General features: G+C 72.1%; 25 protein-coding genes. 15 read left to right on the top strand and 10 right to left on the bottom strand.

The window, feature by feature from the left end:
- Positions 1 to 116: 116 nt before the first annotated feature.
- From IG64_RS10410 to IG64_RS10385, 6 genes are all read left to right on the top strand, one after another.
- A complete protein-coding gene (locus IG64_RS10410) occupies positions 117 to 866 on the top strand; it encodes an SCO2525 family SAM-dependent methyltransferase (protein WP_234438464.1) in 750 nt (249 codons plus the stop codon).
- Between the two features lie 73 nt (positions 867 to 939).
- Positions 940 to 2,784, top strand: a complete 1,845-nt coding sequence (locus tag IG64_RS10405) for an SCO2524 family protein (protein ID WP_037854315.1) — start codon at positions 940 to 942, stop codon at positions 2,782 to 2,784.
- Between the two features lie 3 nt (positions 2,785 to 2,787).
- Positions 2,788 to 3,705 (top strand): SCO2523 family variant P-loop protein, encoded by a 918-nt coding sequence (locus IG64_RS10400; RefSeq protein WP_037854314.1) that lies wholly within the window; start codon positions 2,788 to 2,790, stop codon positions 3,703 to 3,705.
- Entirely contained in the window at positions 3,702 to 4,667 is a 966-nt protein-coding gene (locus IG64_RS10395) for an SCO2522 family protein (RefSeq protein ID WP_037854312.1), read from the top strand. Before IG64_RS10400 ends, IG64_RS10395 begins: the two co-directional genes overlap by 4 nt.
- 1 nt (position 4,668) lies before the next feature.
- Positions 4,669 to 5,715 carry an SCO2521 family protein gene (locus IG64_RS10390; protein WP_051812607.1) on the top strand — a complete coding sequence of 349 codons (1,047 nt, stop codon included), beginning with the start codon at positions 4,669 to 4,671 and terminating at the stop codon, positions 5,713 to 5,715.
- 78 nt (positions 5,716 to 5,793) lie between these two features.
- Complete coding sequence (locus IG64_RS10385) at positions 5,794 to 7,068, top strand: hypothetical protein (RefSeq protein WP_037854311.1); 1,275 nt, start codon at positions 5,794 to 5,796, stop codon at positions 7,066 to 7,068.
- A gap of 37 nt (positions 7,069 to 7,105) precedes the next feature.
- Here IG64_RS10385 and IG64_RS10380 read toward each other — a convergent pair whose 3' ends face one another.
- From IG64_RS10380 to IG64_RS10370, 3 genes are all read right to left on the bottom strand, one after another.
- Entirely contained in the window at positions 7,106 to 8,626 is a 1,521-nt protein-coding gene (locus tag IG64_RS10380) for an alpha/beta hydrolase (protein ID WP_037854563.1), read from the bottom strand.
- Positions 8,627 to 8,850: 224 nt separating this feature from the next.
- Complete coding sequence (locus IG64_RS10375; RefSeq protein ID WP_037854310.1) at positions 8,851 to 9,144, bottom strand: DUF397 domain-containing protein; 294 nt, start codon at positions 9,142 to 9,144, stop codon at positions 8,851 to 8,853.
- Positions 9,126 to 9,959 carry a helix-turn-helix domain-containing protein gene (locus IG64_RS10370; RefSeq protein WP_037854561.1) on the bottom strand — a complete coding sequence of 278 codons (834 nt, stop codon included), beginning with the start codon at positions 9,957 to 9,959 and terminating at the stop codon, positions 9,126 to 9,128. The genes IG64_RS10375 and IG64_RS10370 overlap by 19 nt, the downstream gene beginning before the upstream one ends.
- Positions 9,960 to 10,059: 100 nt before the next feature.
- On the opposite strand from IG64_RS10370, the gene IG64_RS42085 reads away from it, so the two are divergent.
- The 5 genes from IG64_RS42085 to IG64_RS10345 all read left to right on the top strand — a co-directional run bounded on the left by IG64_RS42085 (position 10,060) and on the right by IG64_RS10345 (position 13,742).
- A complete protein-coding gene (locus tag IG64_RS42085) occupies positions 10,060 to 10,320 on the top strand; it encodes a hypothetical protein (RefSeq protein WP_107474214.1) in 261 nt (86 codons plus the stop codon).
- Positions 10,317 to 10,541, top strand: a complete 225-nt coding sequence (locus tag IG64_RS10360) for a hypothetical protein (RefSeq protein WP_037854305.1) — start codon at positions 10,317 to 10,319, stop codon at positions 10,539 to 10,541. The genes IG64_RS42085 and IG64_RS10360 overlap by 4 nt, the downstream gene beginning before the upstream one ends.
- Before the next feature lie 42 nt (positions 10,542 to 10,583).
- On the top strand, positions 10,584 to 11,330 hold the full coding sequence (recO, locus tag IG64_RS10355) for a DNA repair protein RecO (RefSeq protein WP_037854304.1): 747 nt from the start codon (positions 10,584 to 10,586) through the stop codon (positions 11,328 to 11,330).
- A 37-nt stretch (positions 11,331 to 11,367) separates the two neighbouring features.
- Entirely contained in the window at positions 11,368 to 12,207 is an 840-nt protein-coding gene (locus tag IG64_RS10350) for an isoprenyl transferase (protein WP_037854302.1), read from the top strand.
- A gap of 125 nt (positions 12,208 to 12,332) precedes the next feature.
- A complete protein-coding gene (locus tag IG64_RS10345) occupies positions 12,333 to 13,742 on the top strand; it encodes a histidine-type phosphatase (RefSeq protein ID WP_037854559.1) in 1,410 nt (469 codons plus the stop codon).
- 92 nt (positions 13,743 to 13,834) lie between these two features.
- Here the strand turns inward: IG64_RS10345 and IG64_RS10340 are convergent, their stop codons facing one another.
- Genes IG64_RS10340 through IG64_RS10325 form a run of 4 tightly spaced genes read right to left on the bottom strand, consistent with a single transcriptional unit; the run spans position 13,835 to position 17,015 of the window.
- Positions 13,835 to 14,260, bottom strand: coding sequence for a Fur family transcriptional regulator (locus IG64_RS10340; RefSeq protein WP_037854300.1), 426 nt, complete (start codon positions 14,258 to 14,260; stop codon positions 13,835 to 13,837).
- A 60-nt stretch (positions 14,261 to 14,320) separates the two neighbouring features.
- Positions 14,321 to 15,223, bottom strand: a complete 903-nt coding sequence (locus IG64_RS10335; RefSeq protein ID WP_037854298.1) for a metal ABC transporter permease — start codon at positions 15,221 to 15,223, stop codon at positions 14,321 to 14,323.
- Positions 15,223 to 16,038 (bottom strand): metal ABC transporter ATP-binding protein, encoded by an 816-nt coding sequence (locus IG64_RS10330; RefSeq protein ID WP_078883926.1) that lies wholly within the window; start codon positions 16,036 to 16,038, stop codon positions 15,223 to 15,225. The genes IG64_RS10335 and IG64_RS10330 overlap by 1 nt, the downstream gene beginning before the upstream one ends.
- 20 nt (positions 16,039 to 16,058) lie before the next feature.
- Complete coding sequence (locus IG64_RS10325; protein ID WP_037854297.1) at positions 16,059 to 17,015, bottom strand: metal ABC transporter substrate-binding protein; 957 nt, start codon at positions 17,013 to 17,015, stop codon at positions 16,059 to 16,061.
- Positions 17,016 to 17,220: 205 nt separating this feature from the next.
- On the opposite strand from IG64_RS10325, the gene IG64_RS10320 reads away from it, so the two are divergent.
- The gene (locus IG64_RS10320; protein ID WP_037854295.1) at positions 17,221 to 18,603 is read left to right on the top strand and encodes a glycine--tRNA ligase; all 1,383 of its coding nucleotides are present in this window, start codon (positions 17,221 to 17,223) and stop codon (positions 18,601 to 18,603) included.
- Between the two features lie 85 nt (positions 18,604 to 18,688).
- Here the strand turns inward: IG64_RS10320 and IG64_RS10315 are convergent, their stop codons facing one another.
- Entirely contained in the window at positions 18,689 to 19,771 is a 1,083-nt protein-coding gene (locus IG64_RS10315) for a chitinase (protein WP_037854293.1), read from the bottom strand.
- A 263-nt stretch (positions 19,772 to 20,034) separates the two neighbouring features.
- On the opposite strand from IG64_RS10315, the gene IG64_RS10310 reads away from it, so the two are divergent.
- Together IG64_RS10310 and IG64_RS10305 are read left to right on the top strand one after the other, a co-directional pair.
- Positions 20,035 to 21,045, top strand: coding sequence for an aldo/keto reductase (locus tag IG64_RS10310; protein WP_037854292.1), 1,011 nt, complete (start codon positions 20,035 to 20,037; stop codon positions 21,043 to 21,045).
- Positions 21,046 to 21,082: 37 nt separating this feature from the next.
- Positions 21,083 to 21,673 (top strand): TetR/AcrR family transcriptional regulator, encoded by a 591-nt coding sequence (locus IG64_RS10305; RefSeq protein ID WP_037854291.1) that lies wholly within the window; start codon positions 21,083 to 21,085, stop codon positions 21,671 to 21,673.
- A gap of 33 nt (positions 21,674 to 21,706) precedes the next feature.
- Here the strand turns inward: IG64_RS10305 and IG64_RS10300 are convergent, their stop codons facing one another.
- Both IG64_RS10300 and IG64_RS10295 read right to left on the bottom strand, forming a co-directional pair.
- Positions 21,707 to 22,138, bottom strand: a complete 432-nt coding sequence (locus tag IG64_RS10300; protein WP_037854289.1) for a hypothetical protein — start codon at positions 22,136 to 22,138, stop codon at positions 21,707 to 21,709.
- Between the two features lie 236 nt (positions 22,139 to 22,374).
- Positions 22,375 to 23,805 (bottom strand): MFS transporter, encoded by a 1,431-nt coding sequence (locus IG64_RS10295; RefSeq protein WP_037854288.1) that lies wholly within the window; start codon positions 23,803 to 23,805, stop codon positions 22,375 to 22,377.
- Between the two features lie 101 nt (positions 23,806 to 23,906).
- Between IG64_RS10295 and IG64_RS10290 the strand changes: the two genes are divergently transcribed.
- Positions 23,907 to 24,980, top strand: coding sequence for a helix-turn-helix transcriptional regulator (locus IG64_RS10290; protein ID WP_234438463.1), 1,074 nt, complete (start codon positions 23,907 to 23,909; stop codon positions 24,978 to 24,980).
- Positions 24,981 to 24,988 lie beyond the last annotated feature (8 nt).

The following is a 24,988-nucleotide window of genomic DNA, read 5'->3' as shown; positions in this document are numbered from 1 at the left end:
CCGACGTGTTTCCGGCCTACCGTGCGGGGAATGACGTCCGCCGCTCATCTGCCGGTGTCCACGAGGCTCGCGCACATGGATCGGCTCGCAAACGAATGGAACGCGGCAGGGTGACTATGGATCGCAACGCTGACGCCCCGTGGTCGTACTTCGATCCAGAGGCGTACGTCGACAACAACTACCGCACCCCGCTCGAAGCCGATCTGCAGATCGTGCGGCTGCTGCGCGACTACTTCGGCCGCTGCTTCGCGGGGTCCGCCCCCGGCTCGGCGCGGGGCGTGGACGTCGGCGCCGGTGCGAACCTGTACCCCGCCCTGTCCATGCTGCCCTGGTGCGAGAAGGTCCTCCTGCTCGAGTACGCCCCGCCGAACATCGAGTACCTGAAGCGGCAGATCGCTCCGGAGGGCTTCGGCAGCGAATGGGACGCCTTCTGGGACGTGCTCCGCGAGGCGCCGGCCTACCGGGACGTCGAACCGCGCGGCCGGGTCAGCGAGATCGTCCGGGTGGAGCGTGCCAACCTGTTCGACCTCGACGGACGGCGGCGCTGGGACATCGGGACGATGTTCTTCGTCGCCGACTCGATGTCCGAGTGCCCCGAGGAGTTCCAGCGGGGCGTGCGGTGCTTCATGAACGCGCTCGGCGACCGGGCCCCGTTCGCCGTGGCGTTCATGAAGGAGTCGGTCGGCTACCAGGTCGGTGACCACCGTTACCCGGCCTACCGGGTCAACGAGGCCCGGGCCCGGGAGAGCCTGGAGCCGTTCGCCGCCGAGCTGGAGATCCACGATCTGCACCACGTGGTGCGGCCGGGACACGAGGGGATGATCCTCGCCCTGGGACGGCGCAAAGGGGAGATTGCCGCTCCATAGGAACGGGGACCATGTCTGAGCACAGAAACGGGCACAGGCGCACGGCAACGGGATCTGTACGAGGGGTGCGGGGATGCAGATCAAGCCACGGCAGCATCTGCTGGACATCTGGCGGGCCACGGCCCGTCATTCGTTCGAGGACGGCAAGCTCGTCCCGGGGGACACCGACGGGCTGAGCAGCGTCGCGGACGCCGAGCGCCTGCTGTGCCTGCTGTACCCCGCCACCGAGGTGCCCGCCTTCCGGCTCGACCAGCCCGACACCACCGAGCGGGACGTCCTGCGCGCCCTGGAGGGGATCGGCAGCCGGCTGGAGATCCCGCTCAACCTGATCACCGCGCTCACCCAGTTCATGCGCACCCACACCGGCCCCGACGACAGCCCCGCCTTCTCCGGCGGCCACTACTTCAAACCGTCCGACCCGGCCGGCGAGATCACCCACGCCCAGGCCCAGTTGGGCGTGGTGGACTCCTACTCCATGTCCGTCACGCTGTGCCTGGCCACCCTCGGCTTCCTCAAGGTCTACGAGGCCACCACGACCCGCCCCGAGGTCCGCCGGGCCGTCGAGGAACTGCGCGAGGCCACGAACGCCCGGCTGACCTCCGCGATGATCAGCCTCCTGCGCTCCTTCACGGTCAACGTCTTCGACGCCGAGTCCGAACAGGGCAAGCGCCTGATCCAGGTCATCGGGCAGAACCGGCAGTCCGACCGGGCCGTCCTCCAGCAGTTCTCCCGCCGCCTGCGCCCGCTGCGCGCCACGATCATCGAAAGCCTCACCCGGGGCATCCAGGTCGACGAGAGCATCCGCGACGAGAGCCAGCTCTTCGAATGCGGCTGGGCGTGGGGCGTGGTGCGGGACGCGCCGCGCGTCACCGACCTGGACGTCCAGGTCCCCGGCCAGCCCGACGGCATCGCCGACCGGCTGCCCTACGTCTACTTCACCGTCGTCGCCCTCGACGGCATCCAGGACCTGTTCTCCGAGCGCACCCTCACCCTCGGTCTGCTCGACGCCGACCAGCAGAAACTCTCCGAGGCACTGCGCCTGCGCTGGGAACTGAGCCAGCAGTACTGGTCCGCCGTCGCCCGGTTCGGCGCCGACCGCTGGCCCCTGGAGGACCTGCCCTGGCAGACCACCGGCCTGCGGCTGGAGTCCGAGTACTTCTCGCTGACCGTCGCCGCCATCCTCGTCCACGACCTGGTCCGCCGGAAGGCCACCGACGACGACCTGACCCGCACGGTCGCCATCATGGAGCGCCTGGCCGACCGCGGCCGGGTCACCAGCCGGATGACCCGGAACGACCCCACCATCGCCCTGCACAACCCCGGCGTCACCATGCCGCTGGCCGGCTCGGAACGCTCCGGCAGCCTCCTGCTGTGGCGGATGACCGACTTCTCGGCGCAGCTCCTCAAACGCATCGTCCAGCTCGCCGAACTCTCCCGGAACATCGACGCGCAGGACCGTCTGCTGCGGCTGGCCGAGCAGACCTTCGAGCACCTGTGGAACCGGCGGATCGAAGAGGGCACCGGCGCCGATCTCTGGGACGACGTACGCAACGTCTACCCCGACGCCCGCGGCGCGGCCCCCCGCCTGTCCTGGAGCATCACCGAACGCCTCACCGAGTGCCTGGTGGCCGCCCGCAACCTCTACGAGCAGGAGCCCATCCGCAGTCCTGAACTGGCCCAGCTGGCCAGGGAACTGCTCAGCGAGGCCACCCACCTGTTCGGCAAGGAGCAACTGGAGGCGTCCGCCGGTTCCGACGGCGGCCGGGGCCGCACGATGCGGAGCATCGAGAGCCGCCTGGAACACGCCCGCAGCCTGCTCGACGACCGGCCCGCCACCGCCTTCGCGCTGGCGCTGCCCGTCCTCCAGGAACTCGACACCCTGGCCCAGGCCAGGGGCGCCGCAGCGCAGGAGGTGTGAGCCGTGCTCGTCTTCGCCGCCTCCGACAAAGGAGGCACGGGCCGCTCGGTCACCAGCGCCAACCTGGCCTACCAGCGGGCCCTCACCGGCGACCACGTGGCCTACGTGGACTTCGACTTCGGCTCGCCGACGGCCGCCGCCGTCTTCGACGTCCCCTCCGCGGTGCGCGGCACCGAGGAACGCGGCCTGCACTCCTACCTGGAGGGCGAGATCACCGAGCCGGCCCGGATCGACGTCTGGCGGCAGACCGAACACCCCCTGCTGCGGGCCCGTCCCAACCAGTCGGGCCGGCTGGTCCTCCTCCCCGGCGACGCGGGCGGCGGCGAGTTCGCCACCGGCGAGGAGGCCCTGGAGCGGTGCATCGACCTGCTGCTGCGGCTGAACACCGAGTTCGACCTGATCGTGGTGGACCTCAGCGCGGGCCGCAGCTACGCCGTCGACATGGTCCTGGCGGCCACCGCCCACCCGCGGATGCGCAACGTCCCCCACCGCTGGCTCGTCTTCCACCGCTGGACCCGGCAGCACGTCATCGCCGCGTCCGGGCTGGTCCACAAGGAACACGGCATCATCAAGGGCGGTGTGGAACGCGGCCACGACGAGCAGACCCTGCGGGCGGCGATCCGGTTCGTACGGGCCGCCGTGCCCGACCCGGAGTCGCCGCTGTGGTCGCACGGCTCGCCCGCCCAGGCCGCGTGGATGCAGGCCTGCGACGAGGCACTGCGCCGGCTCGCCGCCGAGCACCGCATCGGCGACAGTGTCGTCCTCGGCATCGTGCCTCTGGAACCCATCCTCCAGTGGCGCGAACAGCTCATCACCGAAGAGGACGTCCTCTCCACCCAGATCGCGAACAAGGAGACCCTGGAGGCGCTGGAGGAGCTGGCCCGGCGCCTGACGGACGACACGTACTGGGGGCAGCTGTGACGGAGGCCGTGTTCCGTGAGACCGCGGCCCAGCCGCGCACCCAGGCGGTGCCGCTGTCCCACCTGTCACTGGAGCTGGGCCACCTCTACATGGAGGACTTCGAGGCAGGCCCGCAGCGGCTGCGGGAGCACTTCGCCCAGGTGCGGCCCTGGGCAGAGGCGGCCCGCGCCGCCGCCGCGGTCCGCACCGGCGGCCGGCGCCCCCGCATCAGCACCTGCTTCCTGATCGACGACTACTTCACGCGGTTCTCCAGCCCCGCCGAACTGGTCCCCCTGCTGCTGGCCGAGGCCGAGCGGGCCGGACTGGCCGTGGACTACCTGGCCCGCGAGTCCGGCTGCGCCGTCACCGGCAAGGTGCCCGTCGCCGAGGCGGTGACCGGCCGGCTCGTGGAGGAGCCCCCGCCCGGCAGCTACGGCGGCCGGCCGCCGGCCGCGCAGACCGGCTGGCTGGCCAACGGCGAGCGCAGTCCCGTCGCCCGCGCCCCGCAGGCGATGAAGAGCGCCGCCGTCTGGGAGCCGCCCAGGCAGACGGCGGCCCGCCGCCACTCCGTCTTCCTCGACGTGGAGCTGTGGAGCGAGGACGCCGACGGGCGGCGCACCTGGTCCTGCCCGTTCCTCGCCGCGGTGTGGCAGCTCGGCCGCCTCGGACTGCTGCGCACCGAGGGGCAGCCTCTCTTCCTCCCGCACCCGGAGACCCCCGCGCACTTACCCGACGACTGGGACGACCTGCCCCCGCTGCTGCGCCTGAACGCCCGCGCCGACCCGTTCGCCGCGTACCGCACCTGCTCGGTGCTGCCCAGCCGGTTCCTGCCCGTCGAACACGCCGTCCGGGTGATCCTCGACCAGACCGAGGTGGACCGCGGGGCGCTGGAGCAGGTCACCGAGCGGTCCGCCCGCGAGAAGGTGACCGTCCCGGACTCGGTGGCCGACCGTGTCTCCTACGTGTTCTACGCGGGGCCGTGACATGGCCGACGCGTCCGCAGCCAGGGGCCGCGACGGGGCGGCCGCCGGTCCGGCGGGGACCGCGCCGCCCGCCGTGCTGGCCTGCGGCGAGACCCGTACCTGCCTGCTGCCCGCCGGGCAGGCCCTCGACATCCGGTCCGCCGCCCGGCTCCTCGCCCTGCGGGCCGACGAACGCGTCCTGCTCTCCGAGCGCCCCAATCTCTACGCGCGTTCCCCGGAGACCCTCACCGGCGTCGACTGCCCGCTGCCCAGTGTCAACGGCGCACGGGTACGGGCCGTCGGCACGGTCGCGGCGCGGGCCGCGCTCACCGAGGGCCGCGTCCTGCAGACCTCCGCCTATTTCCGCCTCGCCGCCGACGGACCCGATCAGCGGCGCCCCTGGGGGCAGTACCTGGTGCGGCCCGGTCTGCTGGAGCCGTTCGGGAAGCTGCCGCACGAGGCGGTCGCCGAGGGTGTGCTCGACGGCGGACGCCACGGCGACCTCGACGTCGGCCTCGTCGCCGGCGGGCTGCTCACCCGGCTGCTGCGCCACCCCCTGCTCGACCAGTGCCCGCCGCTGCGCTCCCGCCCCACCCGGCTGCGCTGGGCGGCGCTGCCCGCCGACGGGGACGCCGGAGCGTCCATCGAGCGGTTCACCCTCGCGGAGGACGAACTGCGCACCGTACGGCTGCGGGTGCCCGAGGGCACGCCCGCCGCCGACATCGCCGGGCTCTGCGACGACCTGGCCCTGCACGACTGGCTGCTGACCACCCTGGTGCGCCTGCTGGACGGCATCAGCCTGGGAGCACGGACCCCGCCCGCCCGGGCCCGGCCGGGAGCCGGGGACCGTCCCACCGTCGTCAGGGCGCTGCGGCCCGCCGTCGACCATCTGCTGCACCTGTGGATGCCACGGGCCCGGGTGGCGCGGGAGCTGGCCCCGCTGTGGGACGTGCTGGAGGACCGGCCCGGCTTCACCCGCCAGTGGCAGGCGCAGGTGCAGCGCATCCGCGACCAGCTCACCCTGCACGCGATCCCCTCGCTGCACCGGGAGGTGGAGCCGGTTCCCTGACCGGACGCTCCGGCAGGTCCTCCACCGCACATCCCCGCATCCCGATCCGACGCGTATCCCAACGGGGGGAGAAGCGAGATGAGCACGGCACAGTCACCTCAGCCCGAGAGCACGGCGGGCGCACCCGGCGGTACGGCCGCCGCACCGGGACCCGCGATCCCCGCCGCCGCGGCCGGCGGACCGGGCGTGCCCGCCGCGGCCGGCCCGCGCGGCGAGCGGCCCGCGTCCGGCACCGCGGGCAGGATCCGCTCCGCCCTGGCCGCCGGACCGGGGCGGGCGGGGCGTCCGGCCCCGTCCCGGTGGGTACGCCGGATCGCGGCCGGTGTGGTCACCGGCGCCCTCGCCTGGTCCGTCACCGCGCTGCTGGCCCCGCACACCGCGCTGTCCCGGCAGGCCGGGGCCGCCGCCCTGTGCGCCGCCGCCGTGGTCCTCGTCCAGCAGGTCCTCGGCCCGGACCGGCGGACGGAGGAGTACGCCAGGCGCCTGGACACGCACGCCAGGCGGACGGAGACCCTGCTGACGGAGACCGCCGCCGCCGTGCGGGACGGCCTGCGCCGCCATGACGACCGGCTGGACACCGGTCTCACCCGCCACACCGACGACATGAGGCAGCTGGTGGAGAGCCGGTTCACCGAGGTGGAGCGGTCCGTCGGCGAGCCCTATCTCCAGCCGGCCCGGATCCAGGTCGACGGGGTGCCCGAACTGGCCAAGAGCTTCGCCGAGGTGCTGGCCCCCGGTCCGTCGATCCTCTACACGTTCGTCCGCCTGGAGATGAGCCGGGTCGTCGGCCACATGACCGACCTCACCAACCTGAGCGCCGAGTGCCCCGGTGAGAACCACGACTGGATGCTGTCCCTCACCCGCGCCGCCGAGGAGACCATCTGCGCCACCAGCACGTCCGTGGACCGCGAGTTCTGGAACAGCGAGCCCGCCAGCCGCTACCTCCAGGCGCAGAAGGAGGCGGTGCACGAGCGGGGCGTGACCGTTCGCAGGGTGTTCCTGCTGGCGAGCGCCCGCGAACTCGACGACCGGCTGCTGCGGCTGTGCGAGGAACAGGAGGTGCTGGGCATCGAGGTGCGCGTGTCGGTGCTGCCCGAGCTGCCGCCGCACCTCCAGCGCGGCACCACCAACGACTTCATCGTCTACGACGGGGAGGCGTCCTTCGAGATCGACCAGGACCTGCGGGACGTCAACGTCCGCACCCGCCTCATCGCCCGCCACGACCACGTCCAGGACCGTATGAAGCGCTTCACGGAACTGTGGGAGGCGGGCATGGGCGTGCGGGAGCTGGAGGTCCGCGTCGACGACGAGGAGGACGGCACCTGGATGGTCGACGGGACCGAGCAGGGCTGAGCGGGGCGGCCCCGGCGGCCCCGCCCGGCCCCTTCCCTCAGCGGCAGTACACGTCCGCCGCCGGGCGCAGGCCGGTGGTCAGGAAGCGGGAGACCGTCTCGTCGCCGCAGGCGTTGCCGTTGGCCAGGTAGGCGTCGTGGCCCGTGGAGTTCACGGTGACCATGACCGCGCGCCGGCCCAGTGCCGAGCGGAGCTTCAGGGCACCGCTGAGCGGGGTGGCGACATCGCGTTCGTTCTGGACGAGCAGCACGTTGGACGGGCCGTGGCCGGTGATCCGCACCGGGGCCTGCCGGGGCGGGTAGGGCCAGGCGGCGCACAGCATCGCGTTGCGCGGCATGCCCGCCGTGAGCGGGTACGCGGCACGGCTGTCCGCCACGTCCTTCTCGTACGCCGCCGCCGACCGCGGCCAGGCGACGTCGTTGCACAGGGTCCCGGCGCCCACGGCCGCGACGTTCTGGAGCACCGCCTCCGGCGGGCCCTGCGGTGCGGGCGGTACGGTGCCCCGCTGCGCGGCCAGCATCAGCCTGGCCAGGTCCGGGTACCTGGACGGGGAGTAGAAGGTGTCCAGCATGGTCTGGCGCAGCACGTTCCCGTTCAGCTCCTCGGGGTTGGCGCCGGGCCACGGGATCGGGGTGCGGTCCAGGCGGGCGGCGAGCCGCAGGAACAGCGGCCGTACGTCCGCGGCCCGCTCGGCCAGCCGGTCCGGGTTGCCGGGCCTGGAGGCCCAGGCCGCGAAGTCGGGGAAGGTGTCCTCCACGCCCTGCTCGTGCGCGCCCAGCCAGGCGCGGTTGACCAGGGCCGGGTCCGGGTTGTCGTTGCTGTCCAGCACCATGCGGTCGACGCGCCGCGGGAAGAGCTGGTTGTAGACGGCTCCCACGTACGTCCCGTACGACACGCCCCACGCGGACAGCTCGTCCTCGCCGAGCGCCGCCCGGACGCGGTCGATGTCGCGGGCCTCGTTCACCGTGCCGAGGTGCCGGATCAGCTCCCCGCCGTTCTTCGCGCAGGCCTGCGCCATGCGCCGCGCGTCGGTCAGGTTCCCCGCGATCGAGCCGTCGGCGGCCGGCCACGGGCGCAGTCGGGAGGTGGCCAGGTCGCCGTGGTCGAGTCCGCAGTCCACGGCCGTGGAGGGCGCCAGGCCGCGCGGCGCGAAGCCGACCAGGTCGTACTTCTCGCGTACCTCCTCGGGGAGCTTCCGCCCCTTGCCCGAGGGATCGCCGAGGCTGGACCCGCCGGGTCCGCCCGGGATCAGCAGCAGCGTCCCGCGCCGTGCGGACGGCTTCTCGCTCGGGATGCGGGAGAGGGCGATCGAGATGCTCGGGCCGTGCGGGTCGGCGTAGTCCATGGGGACGTCCAGGGCCGCGCACTGCTGGCGCGGGTCGAGACCGGTGCCCGCGCACGTCGTCCAGGCGAGGGGGTCCTGCCGGGGCGGGGCAGCGGCGGCGGCCGACGCCGTCACGGGCGCGGCGGCCCCGAGGAGAACCGCGCAGGCCCCGACGAGGGCGGCTCTGCGGCGGCTGCGGGTGCGGGTGGTGGTGTCCGTGCGCTGTGTCGTCATGAGAGGAGCCTCGCGGACCGGCGCGTCCCGACCCATCCGGCCAACTGGCTTTCCTGCCCGGGGGTTTACCCCCTCAGTGATCCCTGGGGAGCGCCCTCTTCACGGAGTTGGCCGGTGACCTGCTTCCGGCCGGTTGCCGGTGCCGTGCACCATGGGGCGGTGCCGCCACCGCCCCGCGAGACCGCGCCCGCGCTGCTGTCGGTCTCCAGCAGCACGCTGCCCGATCAGACACCGCCCGCGCCGGGGCGCACCACGTCCCCGACGAAGCGGGCCCAGGCCGGCGCCCGCACGACCAGCACGGGGCCGTCCGGGACCTTGCTGTCCCGGACGGGGACGATGCCGGGGACTCCGTCGGCCACTTCGAGGCAGTCGCCGCCTTGGCCGTTGCTGTACGTGCTCGTGCGCCAGCGGGCGGCGCCGGGGAAGTCGTAAGCGACCTCGACACAGTCCTCGCCGCCGCTGCCGCCGCTGTAGGTGCTCTTGCGCCAGAGGGCGTTGGTCAGGTCGTACCCGCGCATCGTCTGTAGTCCTCCGCCGCCGCTTCGATCATGGCCAGGGACGCCTCCGGTGGCAGAGCCGCGGCCCTGAGAAGATCGTAATCCGTGCGAACCCGCTTCACTACTGCCGGTTCGTCCAGCAGATTGCCCGACAGCACGCCCTCTGTATAGACGGTCGGCGGGGCGTCCTCGAACTCCATGAGCTTCATGGCTTTACCCATCTGAGGGTGCGCCCCCGCCGAAAACGGCAGCACCTGCGCCAGTACCGTACGAGCACGCAGTGCCCGCGCCACGGACTCCAGTTGCTGAGCCATCACCGCAGGGGTGCCCACGGGCACGCGGAGCACCGTCTCGTGCAGCAGCACCCAGTACACCGGTCGCGCTGCATCCTTGAGGATCCGTGCGCGGTCCATGCGAAGACTGACCATCTCGTCGATCCATTCATCCGTCGAGAGCGGATTGCTCGACAGGTAGATCGCGCGAGCGTACGCCGGCGTCTGGAGAAGGCCGGGGACAACAGCCGGAGCCCACTCGCTGATACTGGTCGCCAACCGTTCCAGTTCCGCCGCGTGCGCGAAGTACTCGGCGAATCGCTGCTCTTTGATGAGTTTGCGCCAGAGGCGTTCGAAAAAACCGTCGGTTTGCAGTACCTCGTCGATCCGCCGGGCCACGTCCAACTGCGGTTTTCTGATCGCCTGTTCGAACTGACCGATGTAGCCGCCCGAGACGAAGACCTTCGCACCCAGCTCCACCTGCGTCATCCCCGTGTTCTCCCGGCGCCGCTTCAGCTCCGTGCCGAAGAACTCCCAGACCGCCTGGCGTGAACCGTTGGCCATCGCCAACCCCCTTGTGCAGCCCTCTTCTTGTAGGGCCCGAAACCCTTCCGAGTGTAGACGCGGAACGTCACTGTGGAGACACGAAGCGTAAAACTCCGGCATGACGGAAATCCCGGAGAAAGAGAAAGGGAGGAAGCACACAGTGGCACCACGGCAACACTCGGCTCACTCGGCGGTCTGTGTTCAGGAAGCGGAGGAAACAATCGTTGAATTGCGTACCGCTCTCGGAAAAGCCGGAATCACCCTGCCCTCGCTCGGGCTCGACCCGGCCGGGCTCGCCCGCGAGGCGCCCTGCCCGCTGGTGGAGCTGGGCCGCTGCTCCGTGGAGACGGCCGCACGGCTCGCCGCGGTCCTGCGGTGAGCGGCCCGTGTCCGCCGGTCGGGACTTACGCCCTCGACACCGGCACCGGGCGGATCGGCGTGGTCATGGGCCACGAGGGGCCGTACGTCCAGTTACGGCCCCTCGGCGGCGGCCGGGAGTGGGACTGCCCGCCGGAGCTGGTGCGGGCGGCCACCCCGGCCGAGCGGCTCAGCGCGGCGACGGCGTACGCGAACGCCCGCAGCCGGGGGGAGGTGCCCTGAAGGCGGGGCGGGGCCGCTCCCGCCGTGCGCGACAATGGGCGCATGAGTCTGTTCCGCGACGACGGCATCGTGCTGCGCACCCAGAAGCTGGGTGAGGCGGACCGGATCATCACACTGCTCACGCGGGGTCACGGCCGGGTACGTGCCGTGGCCCGCGGGGTGCGGCGGACGAAGTCCAAGTTCGGGGCCCGGCTGGAGCCCTTCTCGCACGTGGACGTGCAGTTCTTCGCGCGGGGCAGCGAGCTGGTCGGGCGCGGGCTGCCGCTGTGCACGCAGAGCGAGACCATCGCTCCGTACGGCGGCGGGATCGTGACCGACTACGCCCGGTACACGGCCGGGACGGCCATGCTGGAGACGGCCGAGCGGTTCACGGACCACGAGGGCGAACCGGCCGTCCAGCAGTACCTGCTGCTGGTCGGCGGGCTGCGCACCCTCGCCCGCGGCGAGCATGCCCCGCACCTCGTCCTCGACGCGTTCCTGCTGCGCTCGCTGGCCGTCAACGGCTACGCGCCCAGCTTCGGCGACTGCGCGAAGTGCGGGATGCCGGGGCCCAACCGGTTCTTCTCGGTGGCCTCCGGCGGCTCGGTCTGCGTCGACTGCCGGGTGCCGGGCAGTGTCGTACCCTCGCCGCAGACGCTCGCGCTGCTGGGCGCGCTGCTGACGGGGGACTGGACGACCGCCGACGCCTGCGAGCCGCGGTACGTGCGCGAGGGCAGCGGGCTGGTGTCCGCCTATCTGCACTGGCACCTGGAGCGCGGCCTGCGCTCGCTCAGGTACGTCGAGAAGTAGAAGCAAGCAAGAGGGACCAGAGGGAGACGAGGAGCACATGGCCGTACGCGGGTTCCTGGGAGGCCGGCGCCGCGAGTACGACGCGCCCGAGCCGCATCCGTCCGGCGCGCGTGCGCCGAAGCTGCCGGGCGAGCTGGTCCCGGAGCACGTGGCGATCGTCATGGACGGCAACGGCCGCTGGGCCAAGCAGCGCGGGCTGCCCCGCACCGAGGGGCACAAGGTCGGCGCCGAGCGCGTCCTCGACGTGCTCCAGGGCGGGATCGAGATCGGCGTGCGCAACATCTCGCTCTACGCCTTCTCCACCGAGAACTGGAAGCGCTCGCCCGACGAGGTGCGCTTCCTGATGAACTTCAACCGGGACTTCATCCGCAAGTCCCGCGACCAGCTCGACGGGCTCGGCGTCCGGGTGCGCTGGGTGGGCCGGATGCCCCGGCTGTGGAAGTCGGTCGCCAAGGAGTTGCAGGTCGCCCAGGAGCAGACCAAGGACAACGACCTGATCACGCTGTACTTCTGCATGAACTACGGCGGCCGGGCGGAGCTGGCGGACGCGGCGAAGGCGATGGCCCAGGACGTGGCGGCCGGCCGCCTCGACCCGGCCAAGGTCACCGAGAAGACCATCCAGAGGTACCTGTACTACCCGGACATGCCGGACGTGGACCTGTTCCTGCGGCCCAGCGGCGAGCAGCGCACCTCCAACTACCTGCTGTGGCAGAGCGCGTACGCCGAGATGGTCTTCCAGGACGTGCTGTGGCCCGACTTCGACCGCCGTGACCTGTGGCGGGCCTGCGTGGAGTTCGCCTCCCGCGACCGCCGCTTCGGCGGGGCCATCCCCAACGAGGAACTGCTCGCCATGGAGGGCAGGCAGGACACGCCGTAGGGCGGACGGATCCCGTAGAGACGGGGGAGCCGCGGGACGGGGGCGCCAGGGGAGCGGGGGTACCCGGCGGCCATGGACACCTGCCGGTCACCGGGGGTTCACGGGGATCACCCACGATGCGCGTCATGAAGCGTGTCACCCCCGTCCTCGTCCTGTGCACCGCCCTCGTCGCCGTCCTGCCCGCGCAGGCCACGGCCGCCGACCGGCCCGCGCACCGCGACGCCCACGGCCGCGCCCTCCACGGCAGCCACGGCCACAGCGGTCACGACCGCGACAGCTACGGCACCAAGGCGCCGTACGCCCCGCGGCAGAACCCCCGCACCTACCAGAAGCCGCCCGCCGGGTTCACGCCCGTCTTCACCGAGGACGTCTCCCGGCACGGCTCGCGCGCGGCCAGCGACAGCGAGGACGGCGACCTCGTCCTCGCCCTGTGGGAGAAGGCCGCCGCCGAGGGGCAGCTCACGGACCGGGGCGCGGAGTTCGGGCCCGTGGTGCGCGCCCTGCTGGCCGCCATGGACAAGGTCGGCTACGGCAACCTCAGCGGGCGCGGCGAGCAGGAGATGCGGGACACGGCGGTGCGGCTCCGGCAGCGGATGCCGGAGCTGTTCGCGAAGATCGCCGGCAAGGGCGAGAAGATCGACCTGGTCAGCTCGGGGCAGGGGCGGGCGGTGGCCAGCGGCGAGCGGTTCGCCGGCGGCCTCGCCGACGCCGACCCGGAGCTGAAGCCGCTGATCGGTCCCGTCCGCACCGACAAGGACCTGCTCTACTTCCACAAGGCGGCCGGTGGCGCCGCGTACCGCGACTACATCGAGAACGACCAGCGGCTCGCGGCCACCCTCAAGAGCCTCACCGACCAGCCCGCCACCCACGCGCACGCCCGCGACGTGCTGCGCCGGCTGTTCCGGGAGCCGTTCGTGCGGCGGATCGAGAACGGCGAGTTCGCCTCGCTGGGCAGCGCCGTCGACGTGGCCACCGCCGTCTACAACCTGTACGCCATCGCCCCCGCCATGCGCGAGGAGAGCCCCCGGGGCGAGGGCTGGCACATGGACCGCTACCTCTCCGCGAAGGACGCCGACTGGTTCGGCTACCTCGGGGACGCGGAGGACTTCTACGAGAAGGGCCCCGGGTTCGCCGGCAGCGACATCACCTACAAGATGGCCGGCGTCCTGCTGGACGACTTCTTCGAGCAGGTCGAGACCAAGCGCGAGGGCACCAACGACAAGGGCGCCGAACTGCGGTTCACGCACGCCGAGGAGATCATCCCGCTGGCCGCGCTGATGGGGCTGCCGGGCAGTACGAAGCCCGTGTCGCCGCAGCGCCCGTACACCTACAAGGACAACCCCTGGCGCGGCGCGGACGTGTCACCGCTGGGCACGAACATCCAGTGGGACGTCTTCGCCAAGGGCGACCGCTACCTGGTGCGCATGCTCTACAACGAGAAGGAGACCGCGTTCAAGGCCGGCTGCCGGCCGATCGGCAAGGGCAGTGCCTTCTACGACCTGGACGAGCTGGAGCGCTGCTTCGGACGGCGCTGAGAGGGGACGCCCGGGCGGACGCGACACGGACTCACCGGGACGGGAGGGGCCCGCGGCCACGGCCGCGGGCCCCTCCCGTCACCATGTCCTCGTCACTGCGGCCGGGACTCGGTCGCCGCGCACTCCGCGCAGGTGCCGAAGATCTCCACCGTGTGGGCGACGTTGACGAAGCCGTGCTCCGCCGCGATGGCCTCCGCCCACTTCTCCACGGCGGGGCCCTCCACCTCGACCGCTTTGCCGCAGACGCGGCAGACGAGGTGGTGGTGGTGCTCGCCGGACGAGCAGCGGCGGTAGACGGACTCACCGTCGGAGGTGCGCAGTACGTCGACCTCGCCGGCGTCGGCGAGGGACTGCAGGGTGCGGTAGACGGTGGTCAGGCCCACCGAGTCGCCCTTGTGCTTGAGCATGTCGTGGAGTTCCTGCGCGCTGCGGAACTCGTCGACCTCGTCGAGGGCTGCCGCGACGGCGGCGCGCTGCCGGGTGGCGCGGCCCTTCACGGGCGGTCCTGCGGTCGTCACCGGATGCCTCCTCACGTCTGCGCCTGCCGGGGCCATTGTGCCAGTCCGGGCGGAGCCCGGTCAGACGCCGACCTCCCCGGCGGCGCCCCGGGCGGCCGGGATCGCGCACTCCGCGGGGCCGGCCGCGGACCGGGCCGCGGCGAGCGCCCGGGCGCGGCGCCGGGCCAGCGGTGCGGCGAGCGCGGTGAGGGCGATGAACGCGGCGATGGTCAGCAGGACGATCGTCGCACCGGGGGGCACGTCCTGGTAGTAGGAGGTGACCGTGCCGCCGATCGTCACGCTCACGCCGATGGCGACGGCGACGGCGAAGGTCGCGGCGAAGCTGCGGGTGAGCTGCTGGGCGGCGGCCACCGGGACCACCATGAGCGCGGAGACGAGCAGCAGTCCGACCACGCGCATCGCGACCGTCACCGTGACCGCCGCCGTGACGGCCGTCAGCAGGTTCAGGGCGCGCACCGGCAGGCCGGTCACCCGGGCGAACTCCTCGTCCTGGCTGACCGCGAACAACTGGCGGCGCAGGCCCAGCGTGACCAGGACGACGAAGGCCGCCAGCAGGCAGATCGCCACGACGTCGGACTGCGAGACGGTGGAGAGCGAGCCGAAGAGGTACGAGGTCAGGTTGGCGTTGGAGCCGCCCGGGGCGAGGTTGATGAACATGACACCGCCCGCCATGCCGCCGTAGAAGAGCATCGCGAGGGCGATGTCGCCGCGGGTGCGGCCGTACCAGCGGATCAGCTCCATGAGGACCGCGCCGAGCACGGAGACGGCCGTCGCCATCCACACCGGGGAGGCGGAGAGCAGGAAGCCGAGGCCGACGCCGGTCATCGCCACGTGCCCGATGCCGTCGCCCATCAGCGCCTGGCGGCGCTGGACCAGGTAGATGCCCACGGCGGGCGCGGTGATGCCGACGAGCACGGCGGCCAGCAGCGCCCGCTGCATGAAGGCGTAGTTCAGGAAGTCCATCAGCTCAGCAGTCCTGTACGGATCGAAGCGGCGCCGGAACCGGCGTCGTGGGGATCGAGGCAGTGGTGCGAAGCACCCCCGGCAAGGGCGGTGGCGGGCGACGGCTGGTCGTGGCCGGGCAGGGCGTGCTCGCCGACCGCCTTCGGGGGCGGGCCGTCGTGCACGACGCAGCCGTCGCGCAGCACGACCGCCCGGTCGATCAGCGGCTCCAGCGGGCCCAGCTCGTGCAGCACCAGCAGCACCGTGGTCCCGGCGGTGACCTGCTCCCGCAGGGTCCGCGCCAGCACCTCCTGGCTGGCCAGGTCGACACCCGCCATCGGCTCGTCCATGATCAGCAGTTCGGGGGCGGCGGCGAGCGCGCGGGCGATCAGCACCCGCTGGTGCTGGCCGCCGGAGAGGGCGTCCACCGGATCCTTGGCGCGGTCCGCCATGCCGACCAGGTCCAGGGCGCGGCGCACGGCCTCGCGGTCGGCGGTGCGGAAGACGCCGAAGCGGGTGCGGGAGAGCCGCCCGGAGGAGACGATCTCGGTGACGGTCGCCGGGACGCCGCCGGCGGCGGTGGTGCGCTGCGGCACGTAGCCGACGCGCGCCCAGTCGCCGAAGCGGCGCCGGGGCGTGCCGAACAGCTCGATCTCGCCGCCGCTGACCGGCACCTGGCCGATGAGGCTGCGTACGGCCGTCGACTTGCCGGAGCCGTTGGCGCCGAGCAGCGCGACCACCTCGCCCCGGTGCACGGTGAGGTCGATGCCGCGCAGCACGGGGCGGGCGCCGAGGTCGGCGCGCACCTGGCGCATGGCTATGACGGGTTCGCCCATGGTCTGCTCCCCGGTGTCGGTCACTTGGCGCCCAGCGCCTGCTGGAGCGCCTTGAGGTTGGCCTCCTGGACCGAGAAGTAGTCGGTGCCCCGGGACTTCTCGGTGATGCCTTCGAGCGGGTCCAGGATGTCGGTCTTCAGGCCCGCGTCCGCGGCGATGGTCCGGGCGGTCTTGTCGCTGACGAGCGTCTCGTAGAAGACCGTGGTGACGCCGTCGGCCTTCGCCGTCTTCTCCAGGTCCCTGACCCGGGCGGCGCTGGGCTCGGACTCCGGGTCGAGGCCGTTGACGGCCTCCTCGGTCAGGCCGTAGCGCTCGGCGAGGTAGCCGAAGGCGGCGTGGGTGGTGAGGAAGACCTTCGAGGTGGTGTGCGCGAGGCCGTTCTCGAAGCGGGTGTTCAGCTCGCCGAGCTGCTTGACCAGGGCCGCGGTGTTCTTGCGGTAGTCGGCCGCGTGGTCCGGGTCGCCCTTCTCCAGGGCCTTGCCGACGCCCTGGGCGACCTGTGCGTAGCGGACCGGGTCGAGCCAGATGTGCGGGTCCTTGCCGCCGGACTCCTCGCCCTCGTGGGTGTCGTGCGCGGCGGCGTGCCCGCCGACCTCGTTGCCGTGCTCCTCCAGGGTGGTCAGGGAGGCGGCGTCGACCTTCGTCTTCACCCCGGACTGGGCGACGGCCTCGTCGACGGAGGGCTGGAGCCCCTTGAGGTAGAGGACGGCGTCGGACTCCCGGAGCTGGGCGGTCTGCTTGGCGCTGATCTCCAGGTCGTGCGGCTCCTGGCCGGGCTGGGTGAGGCTGGTGACGTGGACGTGACCGCCGCCGATGCGCTCGGCGAGGAAGGCCATCGGATAGAAGGACGCGACGACGTCGTACTTCCCGCTGCCGCCGGCCGCGTCGGCGGAGGAGCAGGCGGTCAGGGCGCCGAGGCCGAGGGCGCAGGACGCGGCGAGAGCGGTCCCGGGTATGAGGTGACGTCGTGCGTTCATGACAGTCATTTTCAACAAAAATGGAAACCGTTGTCAACAACCCCTTGTCAGGGGCCCCGGACGGCCCGGACCGGGCCGCTGTCCGGCACCGATTTGATTGAGGGGGAGCCTGCGCCGGTACCCTGAAGCATTCGCTCTGAAGCGTCTCGCTTCGTCGAAGCGCAGCCGTCGCTTCGTCGCCCGTCGTCGTAATGAAGAGAGCACCGTGGCCGCCGACAAGATCGACACCATCGTCAGCCTGAGCAAGCGCCGTGGCTTCGTATTCCCCTGCAGTGAGATCTACGGCGGCCAGCGCGCCGCCTGGGACTACGGGCCGCTGGGCGTCGAGCTGAAGGAGAACCTCAAGCGCCAGTGGTGGCGCTACATGGTGACGTCGCGCGAGGACGTGGTCGGTATCGACTCGTCCGTGATCCTGGCCACCGAGGTGTGGGTCGCCTCCGGCCACGTCGCCACCTTCACGGACCCGCTGACCGAGTGCACCGCCTGTCACAAGCGGTTCCGCGCGGACCACCTGGAGGAGGCCTACGAGGCCAAGCACCACCGCCTCCCGGAGAACGGCCTGGCCGACGTCAACTGCCCCAACTGCGGCAACAAGGGCCAGTTCACCGAGCCCAAGCAGTTCTCCGGCCTGCTCTCCACCCACCTCGGCCCCACCCAGGACACCGGCTCCGTCGCCTACCTGCGCCCGGAGACCGCCCAGGGCATCTTCACCAACTTCGCCCAGGTGCAGACCACCTCGCGCCGCAAGCCGCCGTTCGGCATCGCCCAGATGGGCAAGTCGTTCCGCAACGAGATCACGCCGGGCAACTTCATCTTCCGCACCCGCGAGTTCGAGCAGATGGAGATGGAGTTCTTCGTCAAGCCGGGCGAGGACGAGAAGTGGCACGAGTACTGGATGGAGCAGCGCTGGAACTGGTACACCGGCCTGGGCCTGCGTGAAGAGAACATGCGCTGGTACGAGCACCCCAAGGAGAAGCTCTCCCACTACTCCAAGCGCACCGCCGACATCGAGTACCGCTTCCAGTTCGGCGGCAACGAGTGGGGCGAGCTGGAGGGTGTCGCCAACCGCACCGACTACGACCTCGGCGCCCACGCCAAGGCCTCCGGCCAGGACCTCGCCTACTACGACCAGGAGGCCGGCGAGCGCTGGACGCCGTACGTCATCGAGCCCGCGGCCGGTGTCGGCCGCGCGATGCTGGCGTTCCTGCTCGACGCCTACGTCGAGGACGAGGCGCCCAACGCCAAGGGCAAGATGGAGAAGCGCACGGTGCTGCGCCTGGACCACCGCCTGGCACCGGTGAAGGCCGCGGTGCTGCCGCTGTCCCGCAACCCGGAGCTGTCCCCGAAGGCCAAGGGGCTGGCCCAGGCGCTGCGTCAGCACTGGAACATCGAGTTCGACGACGCCGGTGCCATCGGCCGCCGCTACCGCCGCCAGGACGAGATCGGCACGCCGTACTGCGTCACCGTCGACTTCGACACCCTGGACGACAACGCGGTCACCGTCCGCGAGCGCGACTCCATGAAGCAGGAGCGCGTCTCCCTGGACCAGATCGAGGGCTACCTGGCCGCCCGCCTGATCGGCTGCTGAGCAGGCCCCTCGCGGGAGCGCGCCGAAACGCCGTACGGCCGCCGGATCACCGGCGGCCGTACGGCGTTTCGCGTGCCCGGTGGGCTCAACGGCCCTGGAGTGCCTTGACGTTGTCGCCGAAGGTCCAGTTCTTCGAGCCGTCCCAGTTGAGCGACCAGGTCATCAGCCCCTTGAGGCCGTTGCCGTAGTGCTTCCAGGCCTGGGAGACCAGGGACGGGGACATGTAGCCGCCGCCCGCGCCCGGCTGGGCGGGCAGGCCGGGCACCTGCTTGTCGTAGGGGACCCTGACCGTGGTGCCCTGGACCACCAGGCCCTTGTTCAGGCAGTCGGTCTGGGCGGTGAAGCCCTGCACCGTTCCGGCCGAGTAGGAGTCGCCGGAGCAGCCGTACATGCTGCCGTTGTAGTACTGCATGTTCAGCCACCACAGGCGGCCGTTGTCGGCGTACTTCTTGATGACGGGCAGGTAGGCGCCCCAGATCGAGCCGTAGACGATGCTGCCGCCGGTGACGTAGGCGGTCTCCGGTGCCATGGTCAGCCCGAAGTTCGACGGCATCCGGGCCAGGATGCCGTCGATGATGCGGATGAGGTTGGCCTGCGATGCGGAGAGCCGGCTGATGTTCCCGCTGCCGGTCAGGCCGGTCTCGATGTCGATGTCGATGCCGTCGAAGTTGTACTTCTGCAGGATCGGCACGATCGTCGCGACGAACCGGTCCGCCACCGCCTGCGAGTTCAGGTCGATGCCGGCCGCCGCGCCGCCGATGGAGAGCAGGATGGTCTGCCCGGACGCCTTGGCCGCGCACATCTCCTCGGGCGTGGCGACCTTCACGCCCGAGTCCATGCCGTCCTCCCACAGCGCCGTCCCGTCGGACAGGATCACCGGGAAGGCCGCGTTGAGCACGTTGTAGCCGTGCGCCGCGATCCGGGAGTCGGTGACCGGGGTCCAGCCGAAGGGCGGGTGGACGCCGTTGGAGGAGCCGTCCCAGTTCTCCCAGTAGCCCTGGAGCACCTTGCCCGCGGGCCGGGACTTCACGGCGCAGGTGGCGGCGTCCGCCGTGGCGGGGGCGGCCGAGGCGGCGGAGGACGACAGGGACAGGGCGAGCGGCGCGAGGCAGGCGGTGGCCAGCGCGGCGGTGAGCAGGCGGGGTATCCGGCGGATCCGGCGGATCATGTGCGGCCTCCCGGTGGGGTGCGGTGAGGTGGCGGGCGGGGTGGGTGAGGTGGCGCGGAGGTGGGTGCGGCGGGGTGGTGCGGGTGCGGGTGCGGCGAGACGGCGCGCGGGTGGGGGGTGGCGTGCGGGTGTCGCAGACATGACAGTCCTATGGTCCAGACCTTTCGTCAAGAGGTCTGGACCGATGACGGGTGCGCGCAAGAAATGGCAAGTATGGAATGACAGATATTGAAATCTGTCATCTGTCATGCCAAGGTGGAGCCATGACGATGAACACCCGCTCCCTCGGAACCACCGGCCCCCAGGTCTCCGCCCTCGGTCTCGGCTGCATGGGCATGTCCGCGCTGTACGGCGAGGCGGACCGGGCCGAGTCGATCGCCACCGTGCACGCCGCCCTCGAAGCGGGCGTCACCCTCTTCGACACCGGCGACTTCTACGCCATGGGCCACAACGAGATGCTGCTCGGTGAAGCCCTGCGCACCGCCCCCGCCGCCCTGCGCGAGCAGGCCCTGACCAGCGTGAAGTTCGGCGCCCTGCGCGACCCCGACGGCAACTGGAGCGGCTACGACGGCCGCCCCGCCGCCGTGAAGAACTTCGCCGCCTACTCGCTCCAGCGCCTCGGCGTCGACCACATCGACGTCTACCGGATCGCCCGCGTCGACCCCGACGTGCCGATCGAGGAGACCGTCGGCGCCATCGCGGAGCTGGTCGAGAAGGGCCACGTCCGCCACATCGGCCTCAGCGAGGCGGGTGCCGACACCATCCGCCGCGCCGCCGCGACGGCGCCGATCTGCGACCTCCAGATCGAGTACTCGCTGATCTCGCGCGGCATCGAGGCCGCCATCCTGCCCACCACCCGCGAGCTGGGCATCGCCGTCACCGCCTACGGCGTCCTGTCGCGCGGACTGATCTCCGGGCACTTCACCCGTGACCGGCAGCTCGCCCCGACCGACTTCCGCGCCGTCTCGCCCCGCTTCCAGGGCGACAATCTCCAGCACAACCTGGACCTCGTCGAGGCACTGCGGAAGATCGCCGACGGCAAGGGCGTCACGGTGGCGCAGACCGCCATCGCCTGGGTGCTCTCGCGCGGCGAGGACATCGTGCCGCTGATCGGCGCCCGCAGCCGCGAGCGCCTCACCGAGGCCCTGGGCGCGCTCGACGTCACGCTGGACGCGGCCGACCTGGCGGCGATCGAGGAGGCCGTACCGGCGGACGCGGCGGCCGGCGCGCGCTACCCCGAGGCGCAGATGGCGCACCTGGACAGCGAGCACTGACCGCCGCGCCGGACAGGCGTTTGGGTACGGTCTAGGCATGTCACCCGCTGCTGAGACCCTGACCGCCGAGCGCATCATGGCCGCGACCGAGGAAGTGCTGCGCCGCCACGGACCGGCGAAGGCCACCGTGGTGGACGTGGCCCGCGCGCTCGGGGTCAGCCACGGCAGTGTCTACCGGCACTTCCGCACCAAGGCGGCGCTGCGTGAAGCGGTGACCAAGCGGTGGCTGGACCGGACCCACGACGTCCTGCACGAGGTCGCGGCCGAGGACGGGCGCGATGCGGCGCAGCGGCTGCGTGCCTGGTTCCAGGCGCTGTTCGACGCCAAGCGCAGCAAGGCGGGCGACGACCCCGAGATGTTCGCCACGTACTCGGTGCTGGCCGAGGAGAACGTCGCGGCGGTCGAGCAGCACATCGCCGAGCTGACCGCCCAGTTGACCGGCATCGTCGAGGCGGGAGTGGCCGCGGGGGTCCTCGTGGCCGCCGACCCGGCGGCCACGGCCCGTGCCCTCTTCCACGCCACCGGCCGCTTCCACGACCCGTGTTACGCGGGGGAGTGGAAGCGGCCGGGCGTCCAGGAGGAGTTCGACACGGTCCTGGACCTGCTGCTGCGCGGTCTGCGGCCCTGAACGAGGCCGCTGGGCGCGGCCCGGGGCCGGGCGTCAGTGCACCTTGACGGACACCGTCGAGGAGTGCGTCTTGCCGTCCGACGTCGCCACCCGCAGGTGCTCGGTGCCCTTGGCGGTGAACTTGTGGTTCAGCGAGAAGACGCCGCCCTTCTTGACCGTGGTCGTGGTGTGCAGCGTGGTCCACTTGCCGTTGTGCAGGTGCTGGAGGACCAGCTTGGTGCCGGTCTTCTCGTCCTTGGTGTGACCGGCGAGCGTCACGCTCTGGCCGGCTTTGACCGAGGTGTGGTTGGCCTTGACCGTGATCGACCCCTTGGTCATCGGCATCATGCTGTGGGTCGGGCTCGGCTTGGCGGGCGGCGCGTTGTCCGCGGCCAGGGCGGCGGCCGATCCGGCCGACACGAGGGCGGCGGACAGGGCGCCCGCGGCGAGCGTACGGACCCAGCGACGACTGGTGGTGACAGGCATGGTGGTCTCCCGTTGGTCGACGGATTTCCCCCTGCTGCGCGGTGGCCGCCCCGCGGGGGGCTGCTCGCGCTCCTCCAGGTTTGCCCGAGTTCGTCCGCGCGGCGAGTCGAGGAGGTTCGGAACTCGTCGGGAAAAAAGCAGGTTTGGCGCAAAGTGCCAGGTCAGGCCCGTCGGTCGGTTCACTTGTTTCTTACCTTTGCCCACTCGGTCGCACAGCGTGACGGCTCGGGGTGCCGTCAGCCGATCGTGCGCGGCAGCCACAGGCTCAGCAGGCCCGTCAGGACGATCCCGGCCAGCTGGACGAGCAGGGTGGTCACCAGGGCGTCCCGCATGCCGAGGCCGGGAACCAGGGACAGGAACAGCGTGCCCAGGGTGGCCACGCCCAGCGCCAGCGACGACTGCTGGGCGGTGACCATGACGCCGCTGCCGACGCCCGCCCGTGCGGCCGGCACCTCGGAGAGGATGATCCGGAAGATGACGGGCAGCTGCATCGCCTGTCCCGCACCGGCGACCGCCGCGCCCGGCAGCAGTTCCGTGAAGCCCACCTGCGGCCAGGACTCCCGGACGGTCAGTGCCAGCAGGCCCACACCCGCCAGCTGCACGACCGCGCCCGCCGTCACCACCCGCGTGCCGTACCGGGCGACCAGCCGGGGCCCGGCCAGCGAGACGAGGAAGAAGGCGACGGCCATGGGCGCGAGCGTCAGCCCCGCCGGGACCGGGCCGAGGCCGGCGCCCTGCTGCAGCGCCACCGCGATGACGAACATGAAGCCGCTGAACCCGACGGAGAACGGCACGATGAGCGCGAGGCCGCGGCGCAGGGACAGCAGCCGGAACAGGCTCGGCGGCACCAGCGGCGTCCGGCCCAGCCGGTCCGCGCGCCGCTCGACGGCGTAGAACCCGCCGGCCACCAGCGGGAAGGCGGCCAGCGACAGCCACGTCCACAGCGGCCAGTGGGCCGCGCGGCCCTCGGTGAGCGGTACCAGCAGCGTCAGCAGGGACGCCGCCAGCAGGACCGTGCCGGGGCCGTCGACCGGCTCCGGGTGCTGCGAGCGGGTCTCCGGGACGGCCCTGACGGCCAGCACCAGGCCGACGAGGGCGACGGGCACGTTCACCAGGAACACCGAACGCCAGCCGGTGCCCCACAGGTCGGCCGCGACCAGGACGCCGCCGAGGATCTGCCCGGCCACCATGGACAGGCCGGCCGTCGCGCCGTACAGGCCCATCGCCCTGGCCCGGCGGCGGCCCTCGGTCGCCGCCTGGATGGTGGCGAGCACCTGCGGCAGCATCGCCGCCGCCGCCGCGCCCTGCGCCACCCGCGCCCCGACCAGGGACCAGGCGTCCGGCGCGAGGCCGCAGGCCAGCGAGGTCAGGCCGAAGGCCGCCATGCCGCCCAGGAAGAGCCGGCGCCGGCCGAAGAGGTCGCCGAGCCGGCCGCCGAGGACGAGCAGCACGGCGTAGGCCACCCCGTAACCGGCCACGACGAGTTCGAGGACGGCCTCGCTCGCGTGGAGGTCCTCGCCCATCGTGGGCAGGGCGACGTTGACGATGAAGAAGTCGATGAGGGGGAGTGCCGCGCCCAGCAGCACCGTGAACAGTCCGGGGCCGCCCAGCGCCGGGGGCGCGGCGGCCGTGCGGACGGTGCGGGAGGAGATGGTTCGGGTGGTCACGCATCCGAGCCTGCGACCGGAGCGAGGCAGGTACCAGAGTGTCCTTATCCTGGTAGCCGGAGTACCTGGAAACAGGGTCGGCGCGGCGGCAGGCTGGAGGCATGACCACCATGGCCCAGGAGACGGCGGCACGGACGGCGACGGCGGAGCCCGCGGTGAGTACGGCCCCGGCGAGCACGGCGGCGGCACCGCGGGCTGCGGCCGTACGGGAGGCGGCGCGCGTCCCGGCGGCACCGGGGGCCGGCGCGGCGCCCGGTGGCCCGGCCGGCGCCGGGCAGGAGCAGCCCGGGCGGGTCCGGGAGGCCGCGGCCTCCGAGATCCGGCGGCACGAGCTGGCCGCCTTCCTGCGGCACCGCCGCGAGCACATCGCCCCCGAGCGGGTCGGCCTGCCGCGCGGTGCCCGGCGCCGTACCCCGGGCCTGCGCCGCGAGGAGGTCGCCCACCTCTCGGCGGTCGGCGTCACCTGGTACACCTGGCTCGAACAGGCCCGCGACATCCAGGTCTCCGCGCAGGTCCTGGACGCCCTCGCCCGCACCCTGCTGCTCGACCCCAGCGAGCGCGCCCACCTCTTCCGGCTCGCCGGTGCCGCCGATCCGGCGCCGACGACCACCTGCCCGTCGGTCACCCCGGCCCTGCGCGCCCTCCTGGAACAGATCGAGCCCTATCCGGCCTGCCTGCAGAACAGCAGGTACGACATCCTCGCCCACAACCGCACCTACGGCCTGCTCCTGTGCGACCTGGAAGCGGTGCCGCCCGAGGACCGCAACTGCATGATCCTGGCGTACACGAACCCGCAGTGGCGCTCGTCGATCGTGCACCTGGAGGAGGCCACCCGGATCATGGCGGCCCGCTTCCGGGCGGCGATGGCCGGCCACCTCGCCGACCCGGCCTGGAAGACGCTGCTCAAGCGGCTGCGTGAGTCGCCCGACTTCCGCGAGGCCTGGGACCGGCACGAGGTGGTCGCGCCGGCGGGCAAACGCAAGGAGTTCCGCAACGCCCGCGTCGGCCGCCTCACCGTCGACCAGACCGACCTGTGGCTCAGCCCGGAGGCGGGCCCGCGCATGGTCACCTACGTCCCGGCGGACGAGGAGTCCCGGGAGCGGCTGGAGAAGCTGCACGCCATCGCGGTGGAACGGCAGGCTCAGGGCTCGGACGAAGTGGGAGCCCGCATCTGAGAGCCTCC

It is taken from the genome of Streptomyces sp. NRRL S-340, from assembly GCF_000720185.1.
Lineage (GTDB): Bacteria > Actinomycetota > Actinomycetes > Streptomycetales > Streptomycetaceae > Streptomyces.
The sequence above is the reverse complement of the archived record's forward strand: the minus strand, read 5'-3'. Positions and strand labels throughout refer to the sequence as shown.